General features: G+C 61.3%; 23 protein-coding genes and 1 pseudogene. 12 read left to right on the top strand and 12 right to left on the bottom strand.

The annotated features are described in order from the left end of the window. Window positions 1–87 precede the first annotated feature (87 nt). Window positions 88–795: a glutathione binding-like protein gene (locus tag HGP12_RS20410; RefSeq protein ID WP_168840904.1), complete on the bottom strand. Its 708-nt coding sequence runs from the start codon at window positions 793–795 to the stop codon at window positions 88–90. 215 nt (window positions 796–1,010) lie between these two features. Here HGP12_RS20410 and HGP12_RS20405 point away from each other — a divergent pair, with 215 nt between their 5' ends. Beyond that, window positions 1,011–1,454 (top strand): DoxX family protein, encoded by a 444-nt coding sequence (locus tag HGP12_RS20405; RefSeq protein ID WP_168840905.1) that lies wholly within the window; start codon window positions 1,011–1,013, stop codon window positions 1,452–1,454. Between the two features lie 74 nt (window positions 1,455–1,528). Here the strand turns inward: HGP12_RS20405 and hisG are convergent, their stop codons facing one another. From hisG to hisS, 3 genes are read right to left on the bottom strand one after another with little or no spacing between them, the layout of a single operon-like run. Then, window positions 1,529–2,224 carry an ATP phosphoribosyltransferase gene (hisG, locus tag HGP12_RS20400; RefSeq protein WP_168840906.1) on the bottom strand — a complete coding sequence of 232 codons (696 nt, stop codon included), beginning with the start codon at window positions 2,222–2,224 and terminating at the stop codon, window positions 1,529–1,531. Next, window positions 2,224–3,342: an ATP phosphoribosyltransferase regulatory subunit gene (locus HGP12_RS20395; RefSeq protein ID WP_168840907.1), complete on the bottom strand. Its 1,119-nt coding sequence runs from the start codon at window positions 3,340–3,342 to the stop codon at window positions 2,224–2,226. The genes hisG and HGP12_RS20395 overlap by 1 nt, the downstream gene beginning before the upstream one ends. After that, on the bottom strand, window positions 3,342–4,856 hold the full coding sequence (hisS, locus tag HGP12_RS20390) for a histidine--tRNA ligase (RefSeq protein ID WP_168840908.1): 1,515 nt from the start codon (window positions 4,854–4,856) through the stop codon (window positions 3,342–3,344). Before hisS ends, HGP12_RS20395 begins: the two co-directional genes overlap by 1 nt. A gap of 171 nt (window positions 4,857–5,027) precedes the next feature. Between hisS and HGP12_RS20385 the strand changes: the two genes are divergently transcribed. From HGP12_RS20385 to HGP12_RS20370, 4 genes and pseudogenes are all read left to right on the top strand, one after another. Next, window positions 5,028–5,255 carry a DUF6290 family protein gene (locus HGP12_RS20385; RefSeq protein ID WP_168841103.1) on the top strand — a complete coding sequence of 76 codons (228 nt, stop codon included), beginning with the start codon at window positions 5,028–5,030 and terminating at the stop codon, window positions 5,253–5,255. Further along, window positions 5,245–5,508: pseudogene (locus HGP12_RS20380) on the top strand (type II toxin-antitoxin system RelE family toxin); the annotation flags it as partial. The gene HGP12_RS20385 and the pseudogene HGP12_RS20380, both read left to right, overlap by 11 nt. A 76-nt stretch (window positions 5,509–5,584) precedes the next feature. After that, a complete protein-coding gene (locus HGP12_RS20375; protein WP_168840909.1) occupies window positions 5,585–5,959 on the top strand; it encodes a hypothetical protein in 375 nt (124 codons plus the stop codon). Window positions 5,960–6,033: 74 nt separating this feature from the next. Next, window positions 6,034–6,402, top strand: coding sequence for a DUF305 domain-containing protein (locus HGP12_RS20370; protein WP_168840910.1), 369 nt, complete (start codon window positions 6,034–6,036; stop codon window positions 6,400–6,402). A gap of 40 nt (window positions 6,403–6,442) precedes the next feature. Here HGP12_RS20370 and HGP12_RS20365 read toward each other — a convergent pair whose 3' ends face one another. After that, complete coding sequence (locus HGP12_RS20365) at window positions 6,443–7,327, bottom strand: LysR family transcriptional regulator (RefSeq protein WP_246703491.1); 885 nt, start codon at window positions 7,325–7,327, stop codon at window positions 6,443–6,445. 84 nt (window positions 7,328–7,411) lie between these two features. Here HGP12_RS20365 and HGP12_RS20360 point away from each other — a divergent pair, with 84 nt between their 5' ends. Further along, complete coding sequence (locus tag HGP12_RS20360; protein WP_168840912.1) at window positions 7,412–7,741, top strand: YciI family protein; 330 nt, start codon at window positions 7,412–7,414, stop codon at window positions 7,739–7,741. On the opposite strand, the gene HGP12_RS20355 is transcribed toward HGP12_RS20360, so the two are convergent. Continuing rightward, on the bottom strand, window positions 7,731–8,633 hold the full coding sequence (locus HGP12_RS20355) for a LysR family transcriptional regulator (RefSeq protein ID WP_168840913.1): 903 nt from the start codon (window positions 8,631–8,633) through the stop codon (window positions 7,731–7,733). The two genes, HGP12_RS20360 and HGP12_RS20355, sit on opposite strands and share 11 nt — an antisense overlap. Before the next feature lie 110 nt (window positions 8,634–8,743). On the opposite strand from HGP12_RS20355, the gene HGP12_RS20350 reads away from it, so the two are divergent. Further along, window positions 8,744–9,769, top strand: coding sequence for an NAD(P)-dependent alcohol dehydrogenase (locus HGP12_RS20350; RefSeq protein WP_168841104.1), 1,026 nt, complete (start codon window positions 8,744–8,746; stop codon window positions 9,767–9,769). Window positions 9,770–9,815: 46 nt separating this feature from the next. Here the strand turns inward: HGP12_RS20350 and HGP12_RS20345 are convergent, their stop codons facing one another. Continuing rightward, window positions 9,816–10,865: an aldo/keto reductase gene (locus HGP12_RS20345; protein WP_168840914.1), complete on the bottom strand. Its 1,050-nt coding sequence runs from the start codon at window positions 10,863–10,865 to the stop codon at window positions 9,816–9,818. A 303-nt stretch (window positions 10,866–11,168) separates the two neighbouring features. Between HGP12_RS20345 and HGP12_RS20340 the strand changes: the two genes are divergently transcribed. Next, window positions 11,169–11,873, top strand: coding sequence for an HAD family hydrolase (locus tag HGP12_RS20340; protein ID WP_168840915.1), 705 nt, complete (start codon window positions 11,169–11,171; stop codon window positions 11,871–11,873). A 60-nt stretch (window positions 11,874–11,933) separates the two neighbouring features. On the opposite strand, the gene HGP12_RS20335 is transcribed toward HGP12_RS20340, so the two are convergent. Together HGP12_RS20335 and HGP12_RS20330 are read right to left on the bottom strand one after the other, a co-directional pair. Next, complete coding sequence (locus HGP12_RS20335) at window positions 11,934–12,425, bottom strand: hypothetical protein (RefSeq protein ID WP_246703497.1); 492 nt, start codon at window positions 12,423–12,425, stop codon at window positions 11,934–11,936. 29 nt (window positions 12,426–12,454) lie between these two features. After that, a complete protein-coding gene (locus tag HGP12_RS20330; RefSeq protein ID WP_168840917.1) occupies window positions 12,455–13,084 on the bottom strand; it encodes a DNA-3-methyladenine glycosylase I in 630 nt (209 codons plus the stop codon). 301 nt (window positions 13,085–13,385) lie between these two features. On the opposite strand from HGP12_RS20330, the gene HGP12_RS20325 reads away from it, so the two are divergent. The 4 genes from HGP12_RS20325 (at window position 13,386) to HGP12_RS20310 (ending at window position 16,618) form a co-directional block, all read left to right on the top strand. Further along, window positions 13,386–14,168, top strand: a complete 783-nt coding sequence (locus tag HGP12_RS20325) for a L,D-transpeptidase (protein ID WP_168840918.1) — start codon at window positions 13,386–13,388, stop codon at window positions 14,166–14,168. Window positions 14,169–14,387: 219 nt separating this feature from the next. Beyond that, on the top strand, window positions 14,388–15,092 hold the full coding sequence (locus HGP12_RS20320) for a L,D-transpeptidase (RefSeq protein ID WP_168840919.1): 705 nt from the start codon (window positions 14,388–14,390) through the stop codon (window positions 15,090–15,092). Between the two features lie 429 nt (window positions 15,093–15,521). Further along, the gene (locus HGP12_RS20315) at window positions 15,522–16,193 is read left to right on the top strand and encodes an outer membrane protein (protein ID WP_168840920.1); all 672 of its coding nucleotides are present in this window, start codon (window positions 15,522–15,524) and stop codon (window positions 16,191–16,193) included. 65 nt (window positions 16,194–16,258) lie between these two features. Further along, window positions 16,259–16,618, top strand: coding sequence for a DUF6881 domain-containing protein (locus tag HGP12_RS20310; protein ID WP_246703490.1), 360 nt, complete (start codon window positions 16,259–16,261; stop codon window positions 16,616–16,618). 96 nt (window positions 16,619–16,714) lie between these two features. Here the strand turns inward: HGP12_RS20310 and glcF are convergent, their stop codons facing one another. From glcF to HGP12_RS20295, 3 genes are all read right to left on the bottom strand, one after another. After that, a complete protein-coding gene (gene glcF, locus HGP12_RS20305) occupies window positions 16,715–18,034 on the bottom strand; it encodes a glycolate oxidase subunit GlcF (protein WP_168840921.1) in 1,320 nt (439 codons plus the stop codon). A gap of 215 nt (window positions 18,035–18,249) precedes the next feature. Beyond that, window positions 18,250–19,449 (bottom strand): FAD-binding protein, encoded by a 1,200-nt coding sequence (locus tag HGP12_RS20300; protein WP_168840922.1) that lies wholly within the window; start codon window positions 19,447–19,449, stop codon window positions 18,250–18,252. After that, entirely contained in the window at window positions 19,446–20,885 is a 1,440-nt protein-coding gene (locus tag HGP12_RS20295) for an FAD-binding oxidoreductase (protein ID WP_168840923.1), read from the bottom strand. Before HGP12_RS20295 ends, HGP12_RS20300 begins: the two co-directional genes overlap by 4 nt. Window positions 20,886–20,978: the final 93 nt, after the last annotated feature.

The following is a 20,978-nucleotide window of genomic DNA, read 5'->3' as shown; positions in this document are numbered from 1 at the left end:
TTACGGGGAGAGGGCTGGGGTGAGGGGCCACGTACGTAGGCGCTAGCGAAAAGGACTTACCTGACTTGTCGAGCCGGGAAGGACCAATCAATCCCGCTTCGGAATATTAAGGCCGCGCTGGCTTGCTGGACGCGCGAGAGCGCGATCAAGCCAGCTCATGACCGAGGGGAAGCTCTCGAGTTCAAGGACTTCACGGCCGCCATAAAAGACATCGACGCCGCGGACCCACGGGAAGGTGGTGATGTCGGCAATGGTATATTCATCGCCCATGATCCACTGACGTCCCTGCAGGCGACCTTCCAGCACACTCAGCAGGCGCTTGGCCTCATCGCGGTAACGCTCGACCGGATAGGAGTTGTTGGCAACCTTTTCGGCCGCGAATTTGAAGAAATGGCCGAACTGACCGAACATCGGTCCGACACCGGCCATCTGGAAGAAGACCCATTCCAGCGTCTCGTAGCGCCCGGCCGCATCGCTCGGAATGAGCTTGCCGGTCTTTTCCGCGAGATAGACCAGGATCGCGCCCGATTCGAACAGGCCGATCGGTTTGCCATCGGGACCATTGGGATCGATGATCGCGGGAATGCGGCCGTTCGGATTCAGCGAAACGAATTCCGGCGACTTCTGATCATTGGTGCCGAAGGAAACCAGATGCGGCTCATAGGGCAGGCCAAGTTCCTCGAGCGCGATCGAAACCTTGACGCCGTTCGGCGTCGGCAGCGAATAGAGCTGGATGATATCGGGATTGCTGGCTGGCCAGCGCTTCGTGATCGGAAACGAGGAGAGATCGGCCATGGGATTTCCTTCCAAAGATCATGATTTTGTGGATAAATTCGCGCCACCATAGCCGATATGGAGCCGATGGGAAGAGCGTTCGAGCGGCGTCATTGTTCAATGATTGTGAACTAATTGTGCGCAGTTGTTTATCTTTTCAATCTAGGGAAAATCAAGGATATCTGCCTCCAGAAATTGCCGCCACCCGATCCGAACTGAATTTACTGGAGATCCTCATGTCCAATACCAACAACATCATCATTCTCGTGGCGCGCATTCTGCTCGCTTTCATGTTCATCTTCGCCGGCTTCGGCAAGCTGACCGATCCGTCCGGCACCGCCGGCATGATCGCCGGTGCCGGCATGCCCGCCTCGACGCTTCTCACCTATCTCGCCGGCGCCTTTGAATTCATCACCGGCGTCTGCGTTCTCATCGGCTTCCAGGTCCGCATCGTCGGCTGGCTGCTCGCCGCATTCTGCGTCTTCACCGGCATCGTCTTCCATCTGCCGACGGTCAACGTTCCGGACTTCCCGGCTGCGGCCAACGGCTGGATCAACGGCCTGAACTTCGTCAACTTCCTGAAGAACGTCACGCTTGCCGGCGCCTACATCATGCTCGCCACCAACGGCGCAGGCGTCTACTCGGTTGATGCACGCCGCGGTGCCTACGCCGCCGCCTGATCAAAGCATACCCCAAGACAAAAGGCCCGCCGGGTTTCCGGCGGGCCTCTTTGCGTGAATGGGAAACTGAAAGGTCAGAGCGCGCTGCGCACCGCCGAAATGATGCGCTCAACCATTGGATCGCCCTCGTGGCTTTCCTTGCGGGCGCGCACCAGGCAAGCCTCCGAACGCAGGATGATCCCATCCGACAGGACTTTCAGATGGTTCGCCCGCAGGGTCGAGCCGGTGGAGGTGATGTCGACGATGATATCGGCAGAACCGGCTGCAGGTGCACCTTCCGTGGCGCCGAGGCTTTCGACGATACGATAGAGCTGGATGCCGTGCTGGCTCGAAAAGAACTGCTGCGTCAGCCGCCAGTATTTCGTCGCGACCGTCAGCCTGCGGCCATGACGGGCGCGGAAATCGGCGGCGACATCGCCGAGATCGGCCATGGTGTCGACGTCAAGCCAGATGTCCGGCACCGCGACGACGACATCGGCATTGCCGAAGCCAAGCCTTGCGCAGAATTCGACACGGCGGTCGGCCTCCGCCATACCCTCGCGCACGAGATCTTCGCCGGTAATGCCGAAATCGACGCTGCCATTGCCGATCTCTCGCGAAATTTCCGAGGCCGACAGGAAGGCAATCTCGATGCCTTCCAAGCCTTCGACACGGCCGCGATAGGAGCGGTCATTGCCGACGGCGACGATCGGCATGCCGGCACGCTCGAAAACAGCCGAACAATCGTCCTTCATCCGGCCCTTCGAGGGAAGCGCAATGGTGATGGTCATCAGCCAGCCCTCGCGGTTTCGATGCGGTCGAGCCAGAGCGCGAAGCCGACGGCCGGAATATGGTTCTTGGCGCCGAGCAGGGTCATCAGCCTATCGAAGCGGCCGCCACCGGCTAGCACCGCGCTCGATCCTTCCATCGTCACTTCAAAGACGAGGCCGGTATAGTAATCAAGCGGACGGCCGAAAGCGGCGCGATAGTCTATCTTCGAGGCATCGACGCCAGCCTTGGCCAGCGCTTTGACGCGCGCATCGAAGCTTTCCAAAGCCTTGCCGAGCTTTAAGCCTGCCGCGTCGGCAAAGCCGGCCAATGCGGCGGAGGCGTCCGCCAGCGGCACGCTCAGAGAGAGAAACTCCTCCAGCACACCATAGGCAGCGTCATCGAGCCGGGTTTCCGACAGGACCAGCTTCTCACGAAGGCGGCGGGCGATTTCCTGCGGCGAGCGGCTGGCATTGGTGGAATAGCCGGTAACTTGCATGGTGGCATCGATATGCTTGACCAGCCCCTGCTCGTCGCCGCGGCTCAGGAAATCGAGCACATGCGCATCGAGCCCGGTGACCGGCTGCGGGCTTGCGAGATGCGCCAGCATGGTTTCGAGCTGCATCATGTTGCCGAAGGCGTGGATCAGGCGCTTCTGCCAGCCAGACGGCAGCCCGAGCGCCTGTACCACGGCTTCGAACACGGCCTGATCGCCCAGCGTGACGGAAAGCGGTTTGCCGGGGACCAGCCGGTTCAGGATACCGATGGCGTCGCCGATGGCGCGGGCGTCGGCGCTTGCCGTATCGCCATCGCCGAGATCCTCGATACCGGCCTGGTAGAACTCATGGCCGCCTTCGCGGCGCTGGCGAAAGATCTCGCCGAGATAGGAATAGCGCTTCGGCGTACCGGTCGCGGTTTCGATATGGCGCAGACAGACCGGGATCGTGAACTCCGGACGCAGGCAGAGGCTGGCGCCGGTTTCGCTCTCTGTCATGAAGATGCGGCGGCGAAGATCCTCGCCGGCCATATCGAGAAAGGGCTCGGCCGGCTGGATGATGGGCATATCCACCCTCTCCGTCCGGCGCCCCGTGAACTCGTCCAGCAGATCGCCGGCAAAATCCGGAAGATTGATCAGGGGCATCAGCCCGCCCTCTTCCGGTCTTCCGCCTGCGCCGCCAAGATAGCTTTGACCTTCTCGATCAATTCCGCTTCCAGCACGGTTTCCTGCGCTACCCGGGCTTCCCGCCAGCTGGCATTGTCCTCGATCTCGCCGGAGAGGCGCTTGCCCTCGATCAGGTCCTTGATCTGGACGACGCCCTCAGCGCGCTCGTCGCCGCCCTGGATGATGGCGATCGGGCAACCACGGCGATCGGCATATTTCAGCTGGTTGCCGAATTTCTTCCAGTTGCCCTGGTACATCTCGGCGCGAATGCCGGCAGCGCGCAGCTGCTGCGTGAAACGCTGGTAGCGCCCCATGGCGTCGACATCGCCATCCATAACTGTGACCAGCACGGGCTCGATCACTTCGTCCATGCCGAGCTTGCCCAGATTCTTCAGCGCCGTCATCAGGCGCGACACGCCGATGGAAAAGCCGGTGGCCGGCACCGGCTGGCCCATGAAGCGCGAGACGAGCCCGTCATAACGGCCGCCGCCACCGACCGAACCGAAGACGACCTTCTCGCCCTTCTCGTTGGTGACGTCGAACAGCAGCTCGGCTTCGTAGACCGGGCCGGTGTAATATTCGAGACCACGCACGACGGACGGGTCGATTTTGATGCGATCTGCTTCGTAGCCGGCGCTGGTGACGAGGCTGCCGATGAAATTCAGTTCCTCGACGCCTTCGCCACCTTTGGACGTACCGGCGACAAGCTCGGCAAGCTGGGCGGCACTTTCGGCGTAGTCCTTGATGCCGACGAAGAAGAGCACCTTCTCGATCTGATCGGCGTTGAGGCCGGCACCCTTGGTGAAGTCGCCGGACTCGTCCTTGCGGCCGGGACCGAGCAGCAGCGCTACGCCTTCCGGACCGAACTTGTCGAGCTTATCGATGGCGCGGAGCACGTTCAGCCGCTGAGCGGCCTTGTCATCGCCGCCAAGGCCGATCGCCTCCAACACACCGTCGAGAACCTTGCGGTTGTTGACGCGGACCACATAGTCGCCGCGCTTGATGCCCAAAGCCTCCAGCGTATCGGCCATCATCATGCACATTTCGGCATCCGCCTGCACGCCGGGCGCGCCGACGGTATCGGCGTCGAACTGCATGAACTGGCGGAAGCGGCCCGGGCCTGGCTTCTCGTTGCGGAAGACATAGCCGGCGCGATAGGTGCGGTAGGGAAGCTGAATCTCGTTGAAATTCTCGGCGACATGACGGGCGAGCGGCGCCGTCAGGTCGTAGCGCAGCGACATCCACTGCTCGTCGTCATCCTGAAGCGAGAACACGCCTTCGTTCGGCCGGTCGCTGTCGGGCAGAAACTTGCCGAGCGCATCGGTATATTCGAACAGCGGAGTTTCGATAGGATCGAAACCATAATGCTCAAACACGGCCCGGATCTTTGCGGTCATTTCGTTAACGGCGCGGATGTCGCTGGCCGAACGATCGACAAAGCCGCGCGGCAGGCGGGCCTTGAGCTTCTGCGGTTTCTTTTGTTTGTCGCTCATCTGTAGGGTAATCCAGTACGGGAACAGTCGCGGTTAACTAGCGGATTGGGCGGAATGCGGCAAGGATTGTATGATTGTCATTTGACAAAACTGACAAACCGCGGATGACAGATGGGCAAAGAAGATCTATATTTGGGATACACGTATCCCGTCTCTCTCAGAGCCACCTCGATGAGCAAACAAACAGCCATCCGTTTGCCGGATGAAACCTACGAACGCCTGCAAGTTCTGGCCGAGCGAACGGGCCGCACCGCAACTTTCTATATTCGTCAGGCCATCGAGGCACATCTGGATGACCTGGAAGACCTTTACCTTGCAGAACGAGCCATGGAGCGGATCAAGAATGGTGAAGACGAGGTCGTAAGCTCCGAGGAATTCTGGCGAGGCCTGGACGGTTGAATATGCGCGATCCGCTCGCAAGTTCGTCGAAAAACTCGATCCAAAGACACGCAACAGAATAAGAGGCTTTCTTGAAGAGCGTCTTCCAAGCTTGCATGATCCTCGTCAAGTAGGCGATGCCCTGCAGGGCGCGCGATTGGGAAATTATTGGCGTTATCGGATCGGCGATTACCGCATTATCTGCGACCTGCAGGACAGTCGTCTGGTTGTGCTGGTTATCGAAATCGGGAACCGCCGCGATATCTATCGTTAAATGCAGGCTTCGATTTTGCGATAATGATCGCCAACAGCGGGTTGGCGATGGCCACACTTCATCCTATGTTAGCGGCATGCGCTCGCTTGCGATCCTGACGATGGTAATTGCCTGGATGTTCTACGGTGCCATGCCGGCGCTGGCGAATTGTCCCATCTGCGATTCCATCACAGCAATGCCGGCGGCATCGCCCATGAGCATGCATGGCATGGCCGATATGCCTGGCATGGCGAGCCATGGCGACATGGCGCAGCATCAGGAGAAGAAGCCGGAGAACCCTTGCGCCGGCGGCATGGCCCATGTGGCGTCTTGCGCCGCCTGTCTTGCACTGACGCCGACACTTGCGATCGAAGACGCCACGAACGCATTCTCGTATCCGGCACCTGCGCCGGGCCAGCGTCTTGCCGACTCCCGGCCGCAGCCGACGCCACCGCCGCCCCGTTTCGCCTGACGATCATCTTCTTTCATTTCACGAGCGGCTTTCCGCTCAAATCCAGATACCGTTAGGAAACGGAGAGAATATCTATGTCTACTTCAAAATCGCTGATGCTCGCCGGCGCATTCGCCTTTGCCCTCGCCCTTCCCGCCTTTGCCGACGACATGAAGGGCATGGACATGAGCAAGCCAATGGGCGACCAAGGCGCCTCCAGCAAGGCCTTCAACGATGCCATGGGCAAGATGCACAAGGACATGATGATCAACTACAGCGGCGACGCGGATGCGGATTTCGTCCGCGGCATGATCCCGCATCATCAGGGCGCGATCGACATGGCGAAGATCGAGCTGAAATACGGCAAAGATCCCGAGCTGCGCAAGCTGGCGCAAGGCGTCATCACCGCACAGGAAGCCGAGATCAAGGAAATGAAAGCCTGGCTGAAGAAGCACAGCAAGTAATTCATCCGATAAATGGGAGGCGGCATTGTGCCCGCCTCTTTCATCGCTCCGTATGCCGATTGTGGAAGACTCCATCCAGCCAATCGGAAACGGCGCGGATACGGACGAGCTGACGAAGCTCGGCATGCATGAGCAGCCACATCTCGCGCACCGGCGGATTTCTCTCGCCGCTATCGACGCGGCGGAGCCCGCTGGCATTCTCTGCGAGGATTTTCGGCAGGAGCGCGCGCCCCAATCCCGCAACCGCTGCCTGAAGCAGAGCTTCGGCATCGTTGACCGCAAGCGGGCTGGAACGGCCTGATTTCTCCGCCTGTGCCGCAATCCAACGGGCATGCGGCAAATGCACCATCGCCTCCTCATAGACGATCCAGGGCAAGTCTTCCGCGTGGCTCTCCTGCCCGGCGGCGACGTAGACGGCATAGTCCAGTGTCGCGATCCGTCTCGCGACCACCCTGCCATTCGTCATGTCGGCTGGCCTTGCGAGGCGCAAAGCCATATCCGCCTCGCGCCGGGTCAGGTTAAAATTTCTGGGATCGCCGATGAGCTCCAGTTGCAGGCTGGAATGCTGGGCCAGCAGGCTGGGCAGCGAGGGGATCAGCAGCCTGCTGATGAAGGATGGCGCTGCCGTAAGACGTACCTTGCCGAGCGCCATCGGATCGGCCGCGTCCAACGCACCTGAGAGTGCCATTACCTCGGCCTCGATCGCCTCGGCTTTCGCCACCGCGATCTCACCTGTCGGCGTCGGTGACAGGACACCGCTTGCGGCGCGCGAGAATAGCGGAGTGCCAAGGCGTTTCTCCAAAATGCGCAGACGGCGGCCGACTGTCGTCGCATCCGTGCCTAGCGCCCTGCCGGCGGCTGCGAAGGATCCGCCACGCGCAAGCGCCAGAAGATGGCGCAGATCGTTCCAATCAATATCGTGCAATTTTGCAGCTCCTAACGGCAAACTTACTGCGTGTATCCGCATTATTGCGGCCATAGAGTGGAAATATACAGCAAGGAGGTGACGATGACCCTATTCGCGGTTCTGTTTGAGGACGACCGGCAAAACGCCGCCGCGATCCGCAAGGACTATCTGCAACGCCACTTCGCCTTCCTTCAGGTGAACGCCGTTTCGATCAGAACGGCAGGCCCGCTCGGCCGGGAGGACGAAACCTTTGCCGGTGGCCTATGGCTTGTCGAAGCGGAGACCACACGTGACGTCGACCGGCTGGTGAAGGAAGACCCATTCTGGGCGGCCGGACTGCGCAAATCCGTGCAGGTGTTCCAATGGGATCAGGTCTTCGCCGACGGCGTCCTCCTTTCACCCGCGGGGAAGACTGATAGGCTCAATTCATGATGTCAGGCAGGCGCGCGGCCAGTAGATCGATGACCGCACGCATCTTCAGCGAGAGCTGCGGCACCTGCGGCCAGACCGCATAGACGTTGACCGCCCGGCTGGAAACATTCTTCAACGCCTGGGCGAGTGTGCCGGCATAAACGTAATCGCGCACCAGCCAGCAAGGCAGCCAGGTGATCCCCATTCCCGACGCGGCGGCGTCCGCCATGACTTCGAGATCATCAAGTCGCAGCCGCGTTTCGGGAAAATAATCGATCGCCGTGCCGTCATCCTGCAGGAAGGTCCACTTTTTCGTCTCGCCGGACCGCGCATAGACGATCAGGTCGTGGCCATCGAGGTCGGCAATGGTCTGCGGCGCGCCTCTCGCGGCCAGATACTCCGGCGAGGCACACAGCGTCATGCGATGCGCTGCAATCCTGCGGGCGGCCAGGCCCGCCTCGTCGCGCAGAACGCCGTTGCGAACGGCCAGATCGAACCCCTCGTCGAAGAGATCGACCACCCGATCGCTGAAGGAGAGATCCAGCTCCAGCTTGGGATGCATGCGGGCCAGTTCCAGTAGCAGCGGTGCTGCACAACGACGGCCGAAGAGCACGGGCATGGAAATGCGCAGGCGTCCCGTGACCTCGCGCTTGCCCGATTCCAGCATGGCCTCGCCCGATTGTATCTCGTCCAGTGCCCGCCGGCAGCGTTCGTAAAAGGCTTGCCCCTCGTCCGTCAGGCTCTGCATCCGGGTGGTGCGGTGAAACAGGCGCACGTTCAGGCGCCGCTCCAATTTGGCGATGGTCTTGCCGATCGCAGAGCGCGAGAGATTCATGCGCACCGCCGCCGCTGAAAAGCCACCGGCTTCGACCGCCTCCACAAATTCCGGAATGCCGTTGAGCATGTCGTTCATAACGATTGTTTCCTAAAGGGAACCAGTTAGCGGAAATAATATCGTCACTGGCGACCTGAAAGCAACGATATAGTGCGTCTATCGCTTTCAATTCCTTTCAGGAGATCATGATGACGAAAACCATGAAGCGCTGGACCCTCGAGGCGGTCGGCGTCGGCGCTCCCTTGGCCCTCACGGAAACGGTCGTTCCCGCGCCTGCGCGCGGCGAAGTGCTCGTGCGGGTCAAGGCCGTTTCGCTGAACTATCGCGACAAGCTCGTTCGGGAGACCGGCATGGGGCTGCCGCTCCAATTTCCGTTCGTACCGGCTTCCGATATGGCTGGCGTGATCGAAGCAGTGGGAGACGACGTGACCAGATTTGCTGTCGGCGATCGAGTGATTTCAACCTTCCATCCCGGCTGGATCGACGACAAGCCGCTCGGCGATGCCCGCAACCCACCCTACAAGACGCTGGGAGGCTTTTATCCCGGCGTGCTTTGCGAATATATCGCCATGCCGCAGGATTGGCTCGTATCGGCGCCGACGACCCTCGACTATGCCGAGGCAAGCACGCTGCCCTGTGCCGGCCTGACCGCATGGTTCGCGCTGGTGGAGCGCGGCAAGATCAAGCCCGGCGACAGCGTGCTGGTGCAGGGAACGGGCGGCGTGGCGCTGTTCGGTCTGCAGATTGCCGTTGCACAGGGCGCCGAGGTTTTCGTAACCTCGTCGGGGCAGGAGAAGCTCGCACGGGCCAAGGCGCTTGGAGCTCATCACGGCATCGATCGCAATAAGAACGACTGGGTGGAAGAGGTCTATCGCCTTACCAACGATCGCGGCATCGACCACATCGTGGAAATCGCCGGCGGGCCGAACTTTGGCCAATCGCTGAAGGCGGTGACGCCTCACGGCCGGATCTCCGTCATCGGTGTCCTCGAGGGCTTCGATATTTCCGGTCCGGCGGCGCCGATGTTGCTGAAATCACCCGTCGTGCAAGGCATCAGCGTCGGCCATCGCCGCTCGCTCGAAGATTTCGTACGCGCGGTCGACAGCATCGGCCTAAAGCCGGTCATCGACCACCGCTATGCGCTCGGCGAGGTTCCGGCCGCCTTCGATCATCTCGATCGCGGCCCCTTCGGCAAGATCGTCATCGAGCTTTGACCGAAGCCGGGCCGCTGCGAAAAGCGGCGGCCCGGCCTTTCATGAATCAGGCCTTCGGCTCGAACGGCTGCGGTACGCGCTGTGCGCCCTGGCGGGCCAGCATCCAGCCGGGATATTCGGCCGGAAGCGCGCTGACGTCATCTAGCTTTGCAATGTCACCGGCATCGAGCTTCAGCTTGACGGCGGCCAAGTTCTGGTCGAGCTGGTCGAGGCGCTTGGCGCCGATGATGATGCTGGTGACGAAGGGTTTCGCGAGGATCCAGGCAAGCGCCACGGTGGCAACGCTGGAGCCATGTTTCTCCGCCACTTCGCGCATGGCGGCGACGCAGGCCCAGGCGCGATCCTTGTCGACGGGCGGGAAATCGAAGCTCGCACGCCGACCCTCGCCATTGCCGGGAGCGCCCGGACCGTACTTGCCCGAGAGCAGACCGCCCGCCAGTGGCGACCAGACCATGAGCCCGAGCTTTTCTTCAGCCATCAGTGGCACGATTTCACGCTCCAGATCGCGGCCGGCGATGGAATAATAGGCCTGCACCGTCTCGAAGCGGACGAAGCCGCGACGTTCGGAAATGCCGAGTGCCTTGGCGATGCGCCAGGCCTGCCAGTTGGAAACGCCGACATAGCGTACCAGACCGCGCGAAACGAGATCGTCCAGCGCCCGCAGGGTCTCATCAATCGGGGTTACCGTGTCCGTGCCGTGGATCTGATAGAGATCGATGTGATCGGTCTGCAGGCGGTCGAGGCTTGCCTGCACCGAATCCATGATATGGCCGCGCGAGGCGCCGCGGTCGTTCGGCTTGTCGCCCATGACGCCATAGACCTTGGTGGCGATGACGACATCCTTGCGGGGAACGCCGAGGTTCTTCAGGGCCTGGCCGAGCAGCTTTTCGGAATTGCCGAAGGAATAGACGTCGGCGGTGTCGATGAAATTGATGCCGGCCGCGAGCGAATTTTCGACGATCTTGTCCGCCAGCACCTGGTCGACGTCCGCGATCGATCCCCAGGGACTATTGGGATTGGCTTCGCCAAAGGTCATCGTGCCCAGGCAAAGTTCGGAAACGAACAGCCCGGTATTGCCGAGTTGATTGTAACGCATAGGAGAAATTCCCTTGTGATCAGCCGGAAGACGCTTCCGGCCGTGAACGCTTATCTTTTGGCTATGGATTGGCCTCGGCATGGCAGTCGCTAGCGGCGGCGCCCTGGAGAGGTCACGAGAGAGTCGTCAAGGCCCGGCTCTGGCTCCGCGGCAATCGAGACAACAAGCACATAATGCACCGGAAACCGTTTTCAACGCGAGACCTCCCGTCGATCACGATGCGGTTACCGGCGCGCGCTCTTGCTTCCGGTCCGCCGCGGGATAGACTCATACTGTCATACCATGCGCAGAACGGACATACTGATGACGCAACGTCCCCTAACCACGATCGGCTTCGATGCCGACGACACGCTCTGGCAGAACGAACAGTTCTACCGGCTGACGGAGCTGCAATTTACCGAACTTCTCGCCGATCACGCCGCAGGCGACGTCATTGCCGCGCGGCTGCTGGAGGCGGAAAAACGCAACCTCAGGCACTACGGCTTCGGCATCAAAGGCTTCACCCTCTCGATGATCGAGACGGCGATCGAGATTACGGAAGGTGAAGTGCCCTCGACCGTCATCGCCCAGATCCTCGATATCGGCCGCGACCTTCTCGCCCATCCCGTCGAAACGCTGCCGCATGTGCGCCAGACACTGGAAACCCTGTCCGGAAAATACCTGCTGGTGCTGATCACCAAGGGCGATCTCTTCGATCAGGAACGCAAGCTCGCCCAGTCTGGACTCGGCGACCTCTTCGATGCGGTCGAAATCGTCTCGGACAAGAACGCCTCCACCTATCGCCGCATTTTTTCCAAGGTGGGCGACGGGCCGGAACGGGCGATGATGATCGGCAACTCGCTGAAATCGGATATCGTGCCGGCGCTCGCCGCCGGAAGCTACGGCGTCTTCGTGCCGCACGAGCTCACATGGTCCTTCGAACATGTGGAGGAGCCGACCGAAGCGCCGCGTTTCCGCAAGATCGGCCATCTCGGCGAGCTGCGCGGCGTGCTCGACGCGCTGTCGTAAGCTCTCAGTTGTTTCGCAGTTCCGAGCGGAAAGACGCGACGCGCTTTTCCTGGAACGGCTCTACTGTCCCTGCTTGGAGCGCGGCGGGAAGAGCATCGGCCCCTGATCCTTCTGCTGATCGGCCGGTGTCTGCGCGGCCGGCGGATTGGGATCGATGAGGATCTCGTAAGGCGCGCCGAGACCACGACGACGCGTGACGCGCGAATAATAGGGCTTGATCAGCCAGGTCGTATCCTCGTTGACGGTCACGTCGGCGGTATTGCCGTCCTCGTCCGTGCCGAAGAAGGATTCGTCCTCGCTCGACGACAGGTCGAAGATCGCCATATAGGCGTATTTGCTCTTCGAGCTGAAGGTGATCCGCACATGCTGACCCTTCTTGAGCGGCAGCGTATAAACCTTGCCCTTGCCGAATTTCGTCCAGCCCGTCAGCTTTTCGAGGACGGCGGGAAAGCCGAGCTTCTCGACTTTTTCGCCGCGGTCGAGCTGCGGCAGCTGCTGTTGCTGGGTGTCGCTTTGCGCCTGGGCGGCGACACCGCCGAACAGCGCGAGCATTGCCATGGGAAGGCCGAAAAACACGCCTCTCATGGCCGAACCAATGCGCAGCGCATCGCCTCCACCTCTTTCCGGCAATAGCAGCCTTCGATGTGATCGTTGACGAGGCCCATGGCCTGCATGAAGGCATAAACTGTGGTCGGGCCGACGAAGGTCCAGCCGCGCTTCTTCAGATCCTTCGAAATCCGCACGGAAGCCGGCGTCGTCGGATTGGCGCGAAGATGCGCAAGATCGAAGACCTCCGGGCGTTCGGCGGCGGTCGGCTCGTGGCTCCAGAAATAGCGGGCCAGCGATCCGAATTCGCCGCGCAGCTCAATGGCGCGGTTGGCATTGTTGATGGTGGAGACGATCTTGCCGCGATGGCGGATGATGCCGGCATCGCCGAGGCAGCGCTCGATATCGGCATCGCCAAATCTGGCGACCTTCTCGAAATCGAAACCGGCAAAAGCGGCGCGGAAATTCTCGCGCTTGCGCAGGATCGTCAGCCAGGAGAGGCCCGATTGGAAGCCTTCCAGGCAGATCTTCTCGAAGAGCCTGATGTCGTCGACAACCGGGCGACCCCATTCCGCGTCGTGATAGCGCTGGTATTCCGGCAAATTGCCGTGCCAGAAGCATCGGTCTCTGCCGTCTTCACCGGTGATGATGCCCGTATCGGCCATTTTCGCGATTCGTCCCTATTTCAGCGCGCGCTACCGGAAACCGGTATGCAAATATCGGATAAAACCAGATCAATCAAACGCTTAAAATCGTAAGCACATTTCGACGATCGCGCATTCCGATTCCAGATTTACCACTTGCAAACCATCTTTCCAAACCAGGCGGTAACCCTGATAAAGCTTTATCGGCTTCGCGGCATTTTGATGAATAGATGTTTACCATTCGCTCGCGTGCAAGTGGCACCATGGTTTCGACCGGGTGCCTTCGCGCCCATCCTCGGCCCATGTGTAGAGAGTTTGTCCGATGATGAAACATGCCGTTCTGTGTGCCGCCGGCGCCCTGAGCCTGCTTGCCTCCACCGCCTTTGCCAACGACCGTTACCAGTCGCGCCCGCCCGTCATCGTCAGTCCCGATCTGACCGCGCCCTGGGTGATGCAGCTTGGCGGCGGCAATGTTCAACCGGTCGTCTATCCCCGCCCGATGGCGCGCCGCGCGGCCGATCCCAGAATGGAGCAGCAGGTCAATCCGCAGGTACGCCGGGTCGTGCAGCCGCGCGGTTTGTTTGCGCGCCCTGCCGTGCAGCAGGTTGCCATGGCCCGTCCGCAGTATCCGGCAATCCGTGGCCAGATCGACCCGCAATTCCTGCCGCAGATCGTCGACTACCAGACGAAGGAAAGACCCGGCAGCATCGTCATCGACACCAATAACCGTTTTCTCTATCTGGTGATGGACGGCGGCAAGGCGCGCCGCTATGGCGTCGGCGTCGGCAAGCCCGGCTTCGAATGGGCCGGCGCCCACACCGTTACCCGCAAGCAGGAATGGCCGGACTGGACGCCGCCATCGGAAATGATCGCACGCGAAGCGGCCAAGGGGCACTATCTTCCCGCTCACATGGAAGGTGGCGAAGCCAATCCGCTCGGTGCGCGCGCCATGTATCTCGGCTCCACGCTCTATCGCATCCACGGCACCAATGCGCCCTGGACCATCGGCAACGCCGTTTCCTCCGGCTGCATCCGCCTGCGCAACGAAGATGTCACCGATCTCTACAACCGCGTAAAGGTCGGCACCCGCGTCATTGTGATGTGATCGAGCAACACGTGTAAGCCCGCGCAGCGATCTTGCCCTTATCGAAAGGTCGCCAGCCGCCGGCCCCTAAATGCCCTCGACTATAATTCAGACTATAGTCTGATCTGACATAGAAAAGAGAGCCGTTCTTCAAGGCCGTGCTTCGCATCGGGCATTTTGATCTTGATCCCTTCGTCGGTTCCGGTAGTTTCCTACCGAATTCAACGAGGGGAATGCCATATGAGAGCAGCATTATCGGTCGTGGCGACAGGCGTCGTTGCGGCGTGTCTTCTTGCAGCGTCGAATGCAGCGGCCTTTACCGCTTCCGCGCCCGCGCCCTATACGGCGCCGGCCACGGGCGGCGACGTGATCCGGGTCGCGATGGAACCGCAAGGCCAGGTGAAGCCACAGTTCCAGCGGCGCATGGTGCGGCTTGCGACGAACGAGGCGCCGGGCACCGTCATCGTCGATACCAACAACAAGTATCTCTATCTCGTCGAGGGCAGCAATCGCGCAAGACGCTACGGCATCGGTGTCGGACGCGACGGTTTCGGCTGGTCCGGCGTCGTCAAGGTCGGCCGCAAGGCGGAGTGGCCGGGCTGGACGCCGCCGCCGGAAATGATCGTTCGCGAAGCCAAGAAAGGCCGCAAGCTGCCGGCCTTCCAGGAGGGCGGCGAGGACAATCCGCTCGGCGCGCGCGCCATGTATCTCTATCGCAACGGTAACGACACGGCCTTCCGCATCCATGGTACCAACCAGCCGTGGAGCATTGGTCTCAATATGTCTTCCGGCTGCATCCGCATGATGAACAAGGACGTGGTCGATCTCTATGAACGGGTCCCCGTCGGCACCAAGGTCATCGTCGTCGGCCCCGGCAACAAGCAGGGCGAAGTGAGCTATCAGGATCGCGGAGTCGATGTTCTGAGAACTCTGTTCGGAGGCTAGAGCCGGATGATTTTAGGTCTGTTCGACCTAAAATCTGAATCCGCTCTAGAAGCAAAGAAGTAGACCGTGATGTCGTCCGAAAACCGCCTACACTTTTCGGCATCACGCTCTAAGCGGAGCAGTATCTCCTCACCTCTCTTTCGAATATCAGCTCACGGGCGTTCCGGACCATGGCATGGCATCGGTCATGCAGGTCGAGGACGCCCGTTTCTCGTATGATGCGCCATTCTGCACCAGGCTCTGCTGATGCCAGTGTTGCATCAGTGTTACAGCCTGAAACTTATCGCGCCGACCCGCCGCAAACCGGCTCATTCCTTTCAGTTTACCGTCAGTTTTCCCGCCTAAGCCGGGCATGCGCACCTATGACTGCAATAGAAGTGTCACGGAAGCGCGCTTAGATGGCAGCACTTTGGCATCCGGGGATTTCATATGCATCGCGCATTTCTCATCAAGCAGCCGGCCCTTGCCGCGCTTGCTATTTCAGCATTCGTCTTTGCCGCCAATTCTGCTTCGGCAGAGATGCAATTTTCCGCGTATGGCGGCGTGCAGGGCGCAACCGGCAGCAACGTGACCACGTCGGACGGCGCCGATTTCGACCCCAATTGGTCGGGAAAATCCTTCAAGATGCCGCCCTATTTTGGGTTTCGCGGCATCTGGTGGCTTGATCAGTTCGACAAGCCAAACTGGGGCGTGTCGCTGGATTACTCGCATGCGAAGGTCTATGGCGATCTCGGCAATACGCCGGGCTGGTCGCATTTCGAGTTCACCGACGGCTTGAACATGCTGACGCTGAACGCGCTCTACCGATTCCAGGATCCTGCCCGCAACTGGACACCCTATGTCGGCCTCGGTGCAGGTATCAACGTCCCGCACGTCGAAGTCACCCGGTCTTCCGGGCGCACCTTCGATTACGAATTCGGCGGCGCCTCGCTGCAGGCACAGGCGGGTGTCAGCTACCAGTTCGCCAAGCACTGGTCGACCTTCGTCGAATACAAGGGCAACTACAACTTCGTGAATAACGTCTCGATCGACAGCGGCGATACGCTGAAGACCAAGGTTTTCACCCACGCCCTCAACGTCGGCATCTCGTTCAACTTCTGAAGCCCGTTTGGTTGAAATTCGAGATCGATCCCCCAACCCGGTTCAGGGCTGGGGGATTATGTGGTATGTTCCAACACATGAGCTTTTCCTATTACAGATGCGACTGGATCCATCCGGAAAACGAGGAGCCGGTCATCGTTTATTACGAGGTCGACATCACCGGCGATGTTCCCCGGCTTATCGACGTGTTTGCCGATGGCCATCGACAATGCATGTCGGTCGCCGATTTCACCGCATTGGGGCGTGAAATGCGGAGGATCACCAGCCTGGTCGAAGGCTCGTTTTACGATGGCATCGCCGGCCTGATGGATGGCATTTTCTTCGAGGAAGGGCAGGATCGCATCAGCATGACGCGGATCGCCGCCGATCGGTTCGAAATCGAATGGCAGGCTTACCGCCCGCCGCCGCCCGATAGGCTGCATTAGAGAATTTTCGCTTTTCCACGAATTGCGAAAGCGCTCTATCTTCTCATTCCACGCATTCCTGACGGAAAACCGCTGCGCACTTTTCCTGGAATAGCTCTAGGCCGCAGCCGGCCGTAGCCCCTTCAACTTGGCAGGCATATCGCCGCCATAGGCCCAATCCAGCAATTCCACCGTGTGCAGGATCGGGATCGCCGTTGCCGTGGCGATCTGCGTGATGCAGCCGATATTGCCCGTCGCGATGATATCGGCCCTCGTCGCCTCGATGTTTCTGACCTTGCGCGCCTTCAGCTCGGCCGAAATTTCCGGCTGCATGATGTTGTAGGTGCCGGCCGAGCCGCAACAGAGGTGCCCTTCCGCCGGGTCGCGCACCGTGAAGCCCGCCGCCTTCAGCAGGAGCTTCGGCGCCATGGTGATCTTCTGCCCGTGCTGCATGGAGCAGGCGGAGTGATAGGCGACCGTGATGCCGCGCGGCATGTGCGATGGCAGGTCGAGACCGGCGAGATATTCGGTAATGTCCCGAGCGAGCGCTGACACCCTTGCCGCCTTTTCCGCATAGGCCGGATCGAGGCGCAGCATATGTCCGTAATCCTTGATCGTCGTGCCGCAGCCTGACGCGGTGATGATGATGGCATCGAGTCCACCGGCCTCGATCTCCCGCATCCACACATCGACATTGGCGCGGGCAGCGGCGAGCGCCTGTTCCTCGCGCCCCATGTGGTGGACCAGCGAACCGCAGCAGACCTCGCCTTCCGGCGCGACGACCTCGACGCCGAGGCGCGTCAGCAGGCGGATGGTCGCCTCGTTGATCGCCGGATCGAGCACCGGCTGGGCGCAGCCCGTCAGGATCGCGACGCGGCCGCGACGCTCTGCCTGCGGCTCATATCTGGCGGGCCTGGAAAAAGACGAGGGCGCCGGGACGCGGCGCGGCGCAAGATCGAGCATGGCGGCGAAAGCCTTCAACGCCGGCACACGCTTCAACAGGCCCTTGAACGGCCGGCCGAGGTTCGCAAGCCGCAGGGCCAGCCGGAAACGGCCGGGATAGGGCAGCACGGCCGCCAGCACATTGCGGGTCAGCCGGTCCATCAGCGGGCGCCTGTAGGTATTTTCGATATGGGCGCGGGCGTGATCGACCAGCTGCATGTAGTCGACACCGGAAGGACAGGTCGTCGTGCAGGCGAGGCAGGACAGACAGCGATCGATGTGCGTCACCACTTCCGCATCGGCGGCCCGGCCGTTTTCCAGCATGTCCTTGATGAGGTAGATGCGGCCGCGCGGGCTGTCGAGCTCGTTGCCGAGCGTCACATAGGTGGGACAGGTGGCGGTGCAGAAACCGCAATGCACGCATTTGCGCAGGATCGCCTCGGATTCGGCCACATGGGGATCGGCAAGCTGTTCGGGCGTGAAATTGGTTTGCATCTACGCATACCCCCGTTCGAGCAAGACCTTGCCCCTCATCCGGCCTATAGGCCACCTTCTCCCCGTATTAACGGGGAGAAGGGGATGGATGCACCCTCCGTCTTCCCTCAGCTTAGTTACATCCGAGGCTGCAAGGCAAAAAAGGTCGTCCCCTCTCCCCGCCTGCGGGGAGAGGGTTAGGGTGAGGGGCCATCGCCGACCGGAACCAGATTTCATCACGCCATCTTCCCCGGATTGAAAATCCCCGCCGGATCGAACTTTGCCTTCACGCGCGCCGAAAGCAGCGCCACGGCCTCGGGCTGCGGCTGGAAGGCCGGCGTCATCGCGCAGTGGGCTGAGGTGGCGCGCATCAGGGTCGCGTGTCCGCCGCCCAAGGCATGAATGTAGCGTCGCAGCATCTCGCCCTCCGGCTCGGCTTCCATACGCATCCAGACAAGCCCGCCCTGCCAATCGTAATAGGCATCGACCCCCTCCTCCAGGCGAAGGGCCGCAACGAGCTGATGGCCGATGCTGGGGGCGACGGATACACGCCAGATCGGGCGCATCGTGCCATCGGCATAGGGTTTCACATCGCGGACCTCTCGCCAGAGCCTGCGGCTGTCATCTTCTTCGAGGCGTTTGACCGAGCCGAGCCGGCCCATCGCGGCGGCCAGCTTTTCGCTCCTGGCCGAGACGGAGCCAGGGAGGCCCTCGAGGCGCAGCACCGTCGCCTCCCCTTGCGGCATGGTGCCGCCGATGAAGGACCACGCGACCGTCAGGGGCAAATGGGCTGCACCCGATACGTCCACCGGCAGGGCCATGGCAGCACCCATCGCATTGGCCGCGTCCGCATCGTTGAGGCCGGAGACGATGATCGTCTGCTCCGTCTTGGCCTTCGGCGGCACGCGGAAGGTCACCTCGGTCAACAGGCCGAGCGTTCCGTGCGAGCCGGCCATCAGTTTGACCAGATCGAGGCCGGTGACGTTCTTCATCACCCGCCCGCCGGCCTTGACGATCTCACCCCTGCCATTGACGAAACGGACGCCGAGCAGGCTGTCGCGCGCGGCACCGCTGACGAAGCGGCGCGGGCCGGAAACATTGGCCGCGAAAATGCCGCCGATGGTCGGCTCGCCTTGCGTCCCCATCAGCGGCCGGTGATCCATGGGCTCGAACGCCATCATCTGGCCGCCCTCGGCAAGGGCGGCTTCGATCTCGGCGACCGGCGTGCCGGCTCGCGCGGTCATCACCATTTCCCCCGGATTATAGGCGACGATGCCGGCAAGATCGCGCGACGACAGAACCGCTTCGGAGACGACCGCATTGCCGAAGCCGGATCGCGAGTTACCGCCGACGATCGCGAGAGCCGCGCCGCGCGCCGCATGACCGCTGATGATGGAGGCTGCTTCCTCCTCAGTCTTCGGGTGAAACTCGGTCATGCGGCGTTGCGTCCGTCGAGCGGGAAGACCTTGGAAGGATTGAGGATCCAGCCGGGATCGAAGGCGGCGCGAACCGACATCATCTGGGCAAGATCGACATCGGCGTATTGGTGGCGCATCAGGTCGCGCTTCTCGATGCCGACGCCATGCTCGCCGGTGAGACAGCCGCCGGCATCGACGCAGAGCCGCAGGATATCGTTGCCGGCGGCTTCCGCCTTGGCGGCATCCTCGGGATCGTTGGCATTGAAGAGGATCAGCGGATGCATGTTGCCATCGCCGGCATGGAAGACATTGGCGACCCGCAGGCCATAGCCATCAATGATCTCGGCCGTCCTCTTCAGCACGAAGGAGAGCTGGCTGAGCGGCACGGTGCCGTCCATGCAGATATAGTCGGCAATGCGGCCGGTGGCGCCGAAGGCTGATTTGCGGCCCTTCCATATCAGGGCCGCCTCTGTCGCCGACTGGCATTCGCGTACCGTCTTGACCTTGTGGGTGCGGGCGATGGCGACGATGCTGGCGAGCATGTCGTCCATTTCCGCTTCCGAACCCTCGACCTCGACGATCAGAAGCGCGCCGACATCAAGCGGATAGCCGGCATGCGCAAAGGCCTCGCAGATTTCGATTGCCGGCTTGTCCATGAATTCGATGGCAACGGGAATGATGCCGGCGGCGATCACATCGGCCACACAGGCACCCGCCTCTTCCGACGTATCGAAGCCGAAGAGCACCGGCCGGGCGCCCTCCGGCTTGGCGATGAGCCGCACCGTTGCCTCGGTGACGATGCCGAGCTGGCCTTCCGAGCCGCAGACGAGGCCGAGCAGATCGTAACCCGCCGCATCCAGCGCCTTGCCGCCGAGATCGATGACGGTGCCGTCGGTCAGCACCAGCTTGACGCCGAGGAGATTGTTGGTCGTGACGCCATATTTCAGGCAGTGCGCGCCGCCGGAATTCATGCCGACATTGCCACCGATGGTGCAGGCAAGCTGAGAGCTCGGGTCGGGCGCATAGAAGAAGCCATCGGCCGAGACGCTTTCGGAGACATGCAGGTTCGTCACCCCAGCCTGCACGGTCGCGGCGCGATTGGCGTAATCTATATCAAGGATGCGGTTCATCTTGGAGAGGCCGAGAACGACGGCATCCTCCTGCGGGATGGCGCCGCCGGAAAGCGAGGTGCCGGCGCCGCGCGGAACGACGGGAATGCCGTAGCGATGGCAATATTTCATGACGGCCGCCACTTCCGCCGTCGAGCGCGGCAAGGCTACGGCCAGCGGCAAGCGGCGATAGGAAATGAAGGCATCGGTTTCGAAGGGTACGAGTTCGCGCGGCTCGTGGATCAGACATTCCGGCGCCAAAAGATCGGCGAGATCGGCGACGATGGCGCTGCGGCGAGCCAGAACATCCGCACGCGGCTCCAGAAATGAAATGGCCTCGGCCATGCCGTCCTCCTCCTGCATCCGATGTCGGACGCAGCCCTCCTTTTAGAGCATGATGCCGAAAAGTGTGATCGGTTTTCGGACGACATCATGCTC

The sequence above is a fragment of the Rhizobium sp. P28RR-XV genome (assembly GCF_012641385.1).
In the GTDB taxonomy this organism is placed as follows: Bacteria; Pseudomonadota; Alphaproteobacteria; order Rhizobiales; family Rhizobiaceae; genus Rhizobium.
Note: the sequence above shows the minus strand (reverse complement) of the source record. Positions and strands in the feature narration are given on the sequence as shown.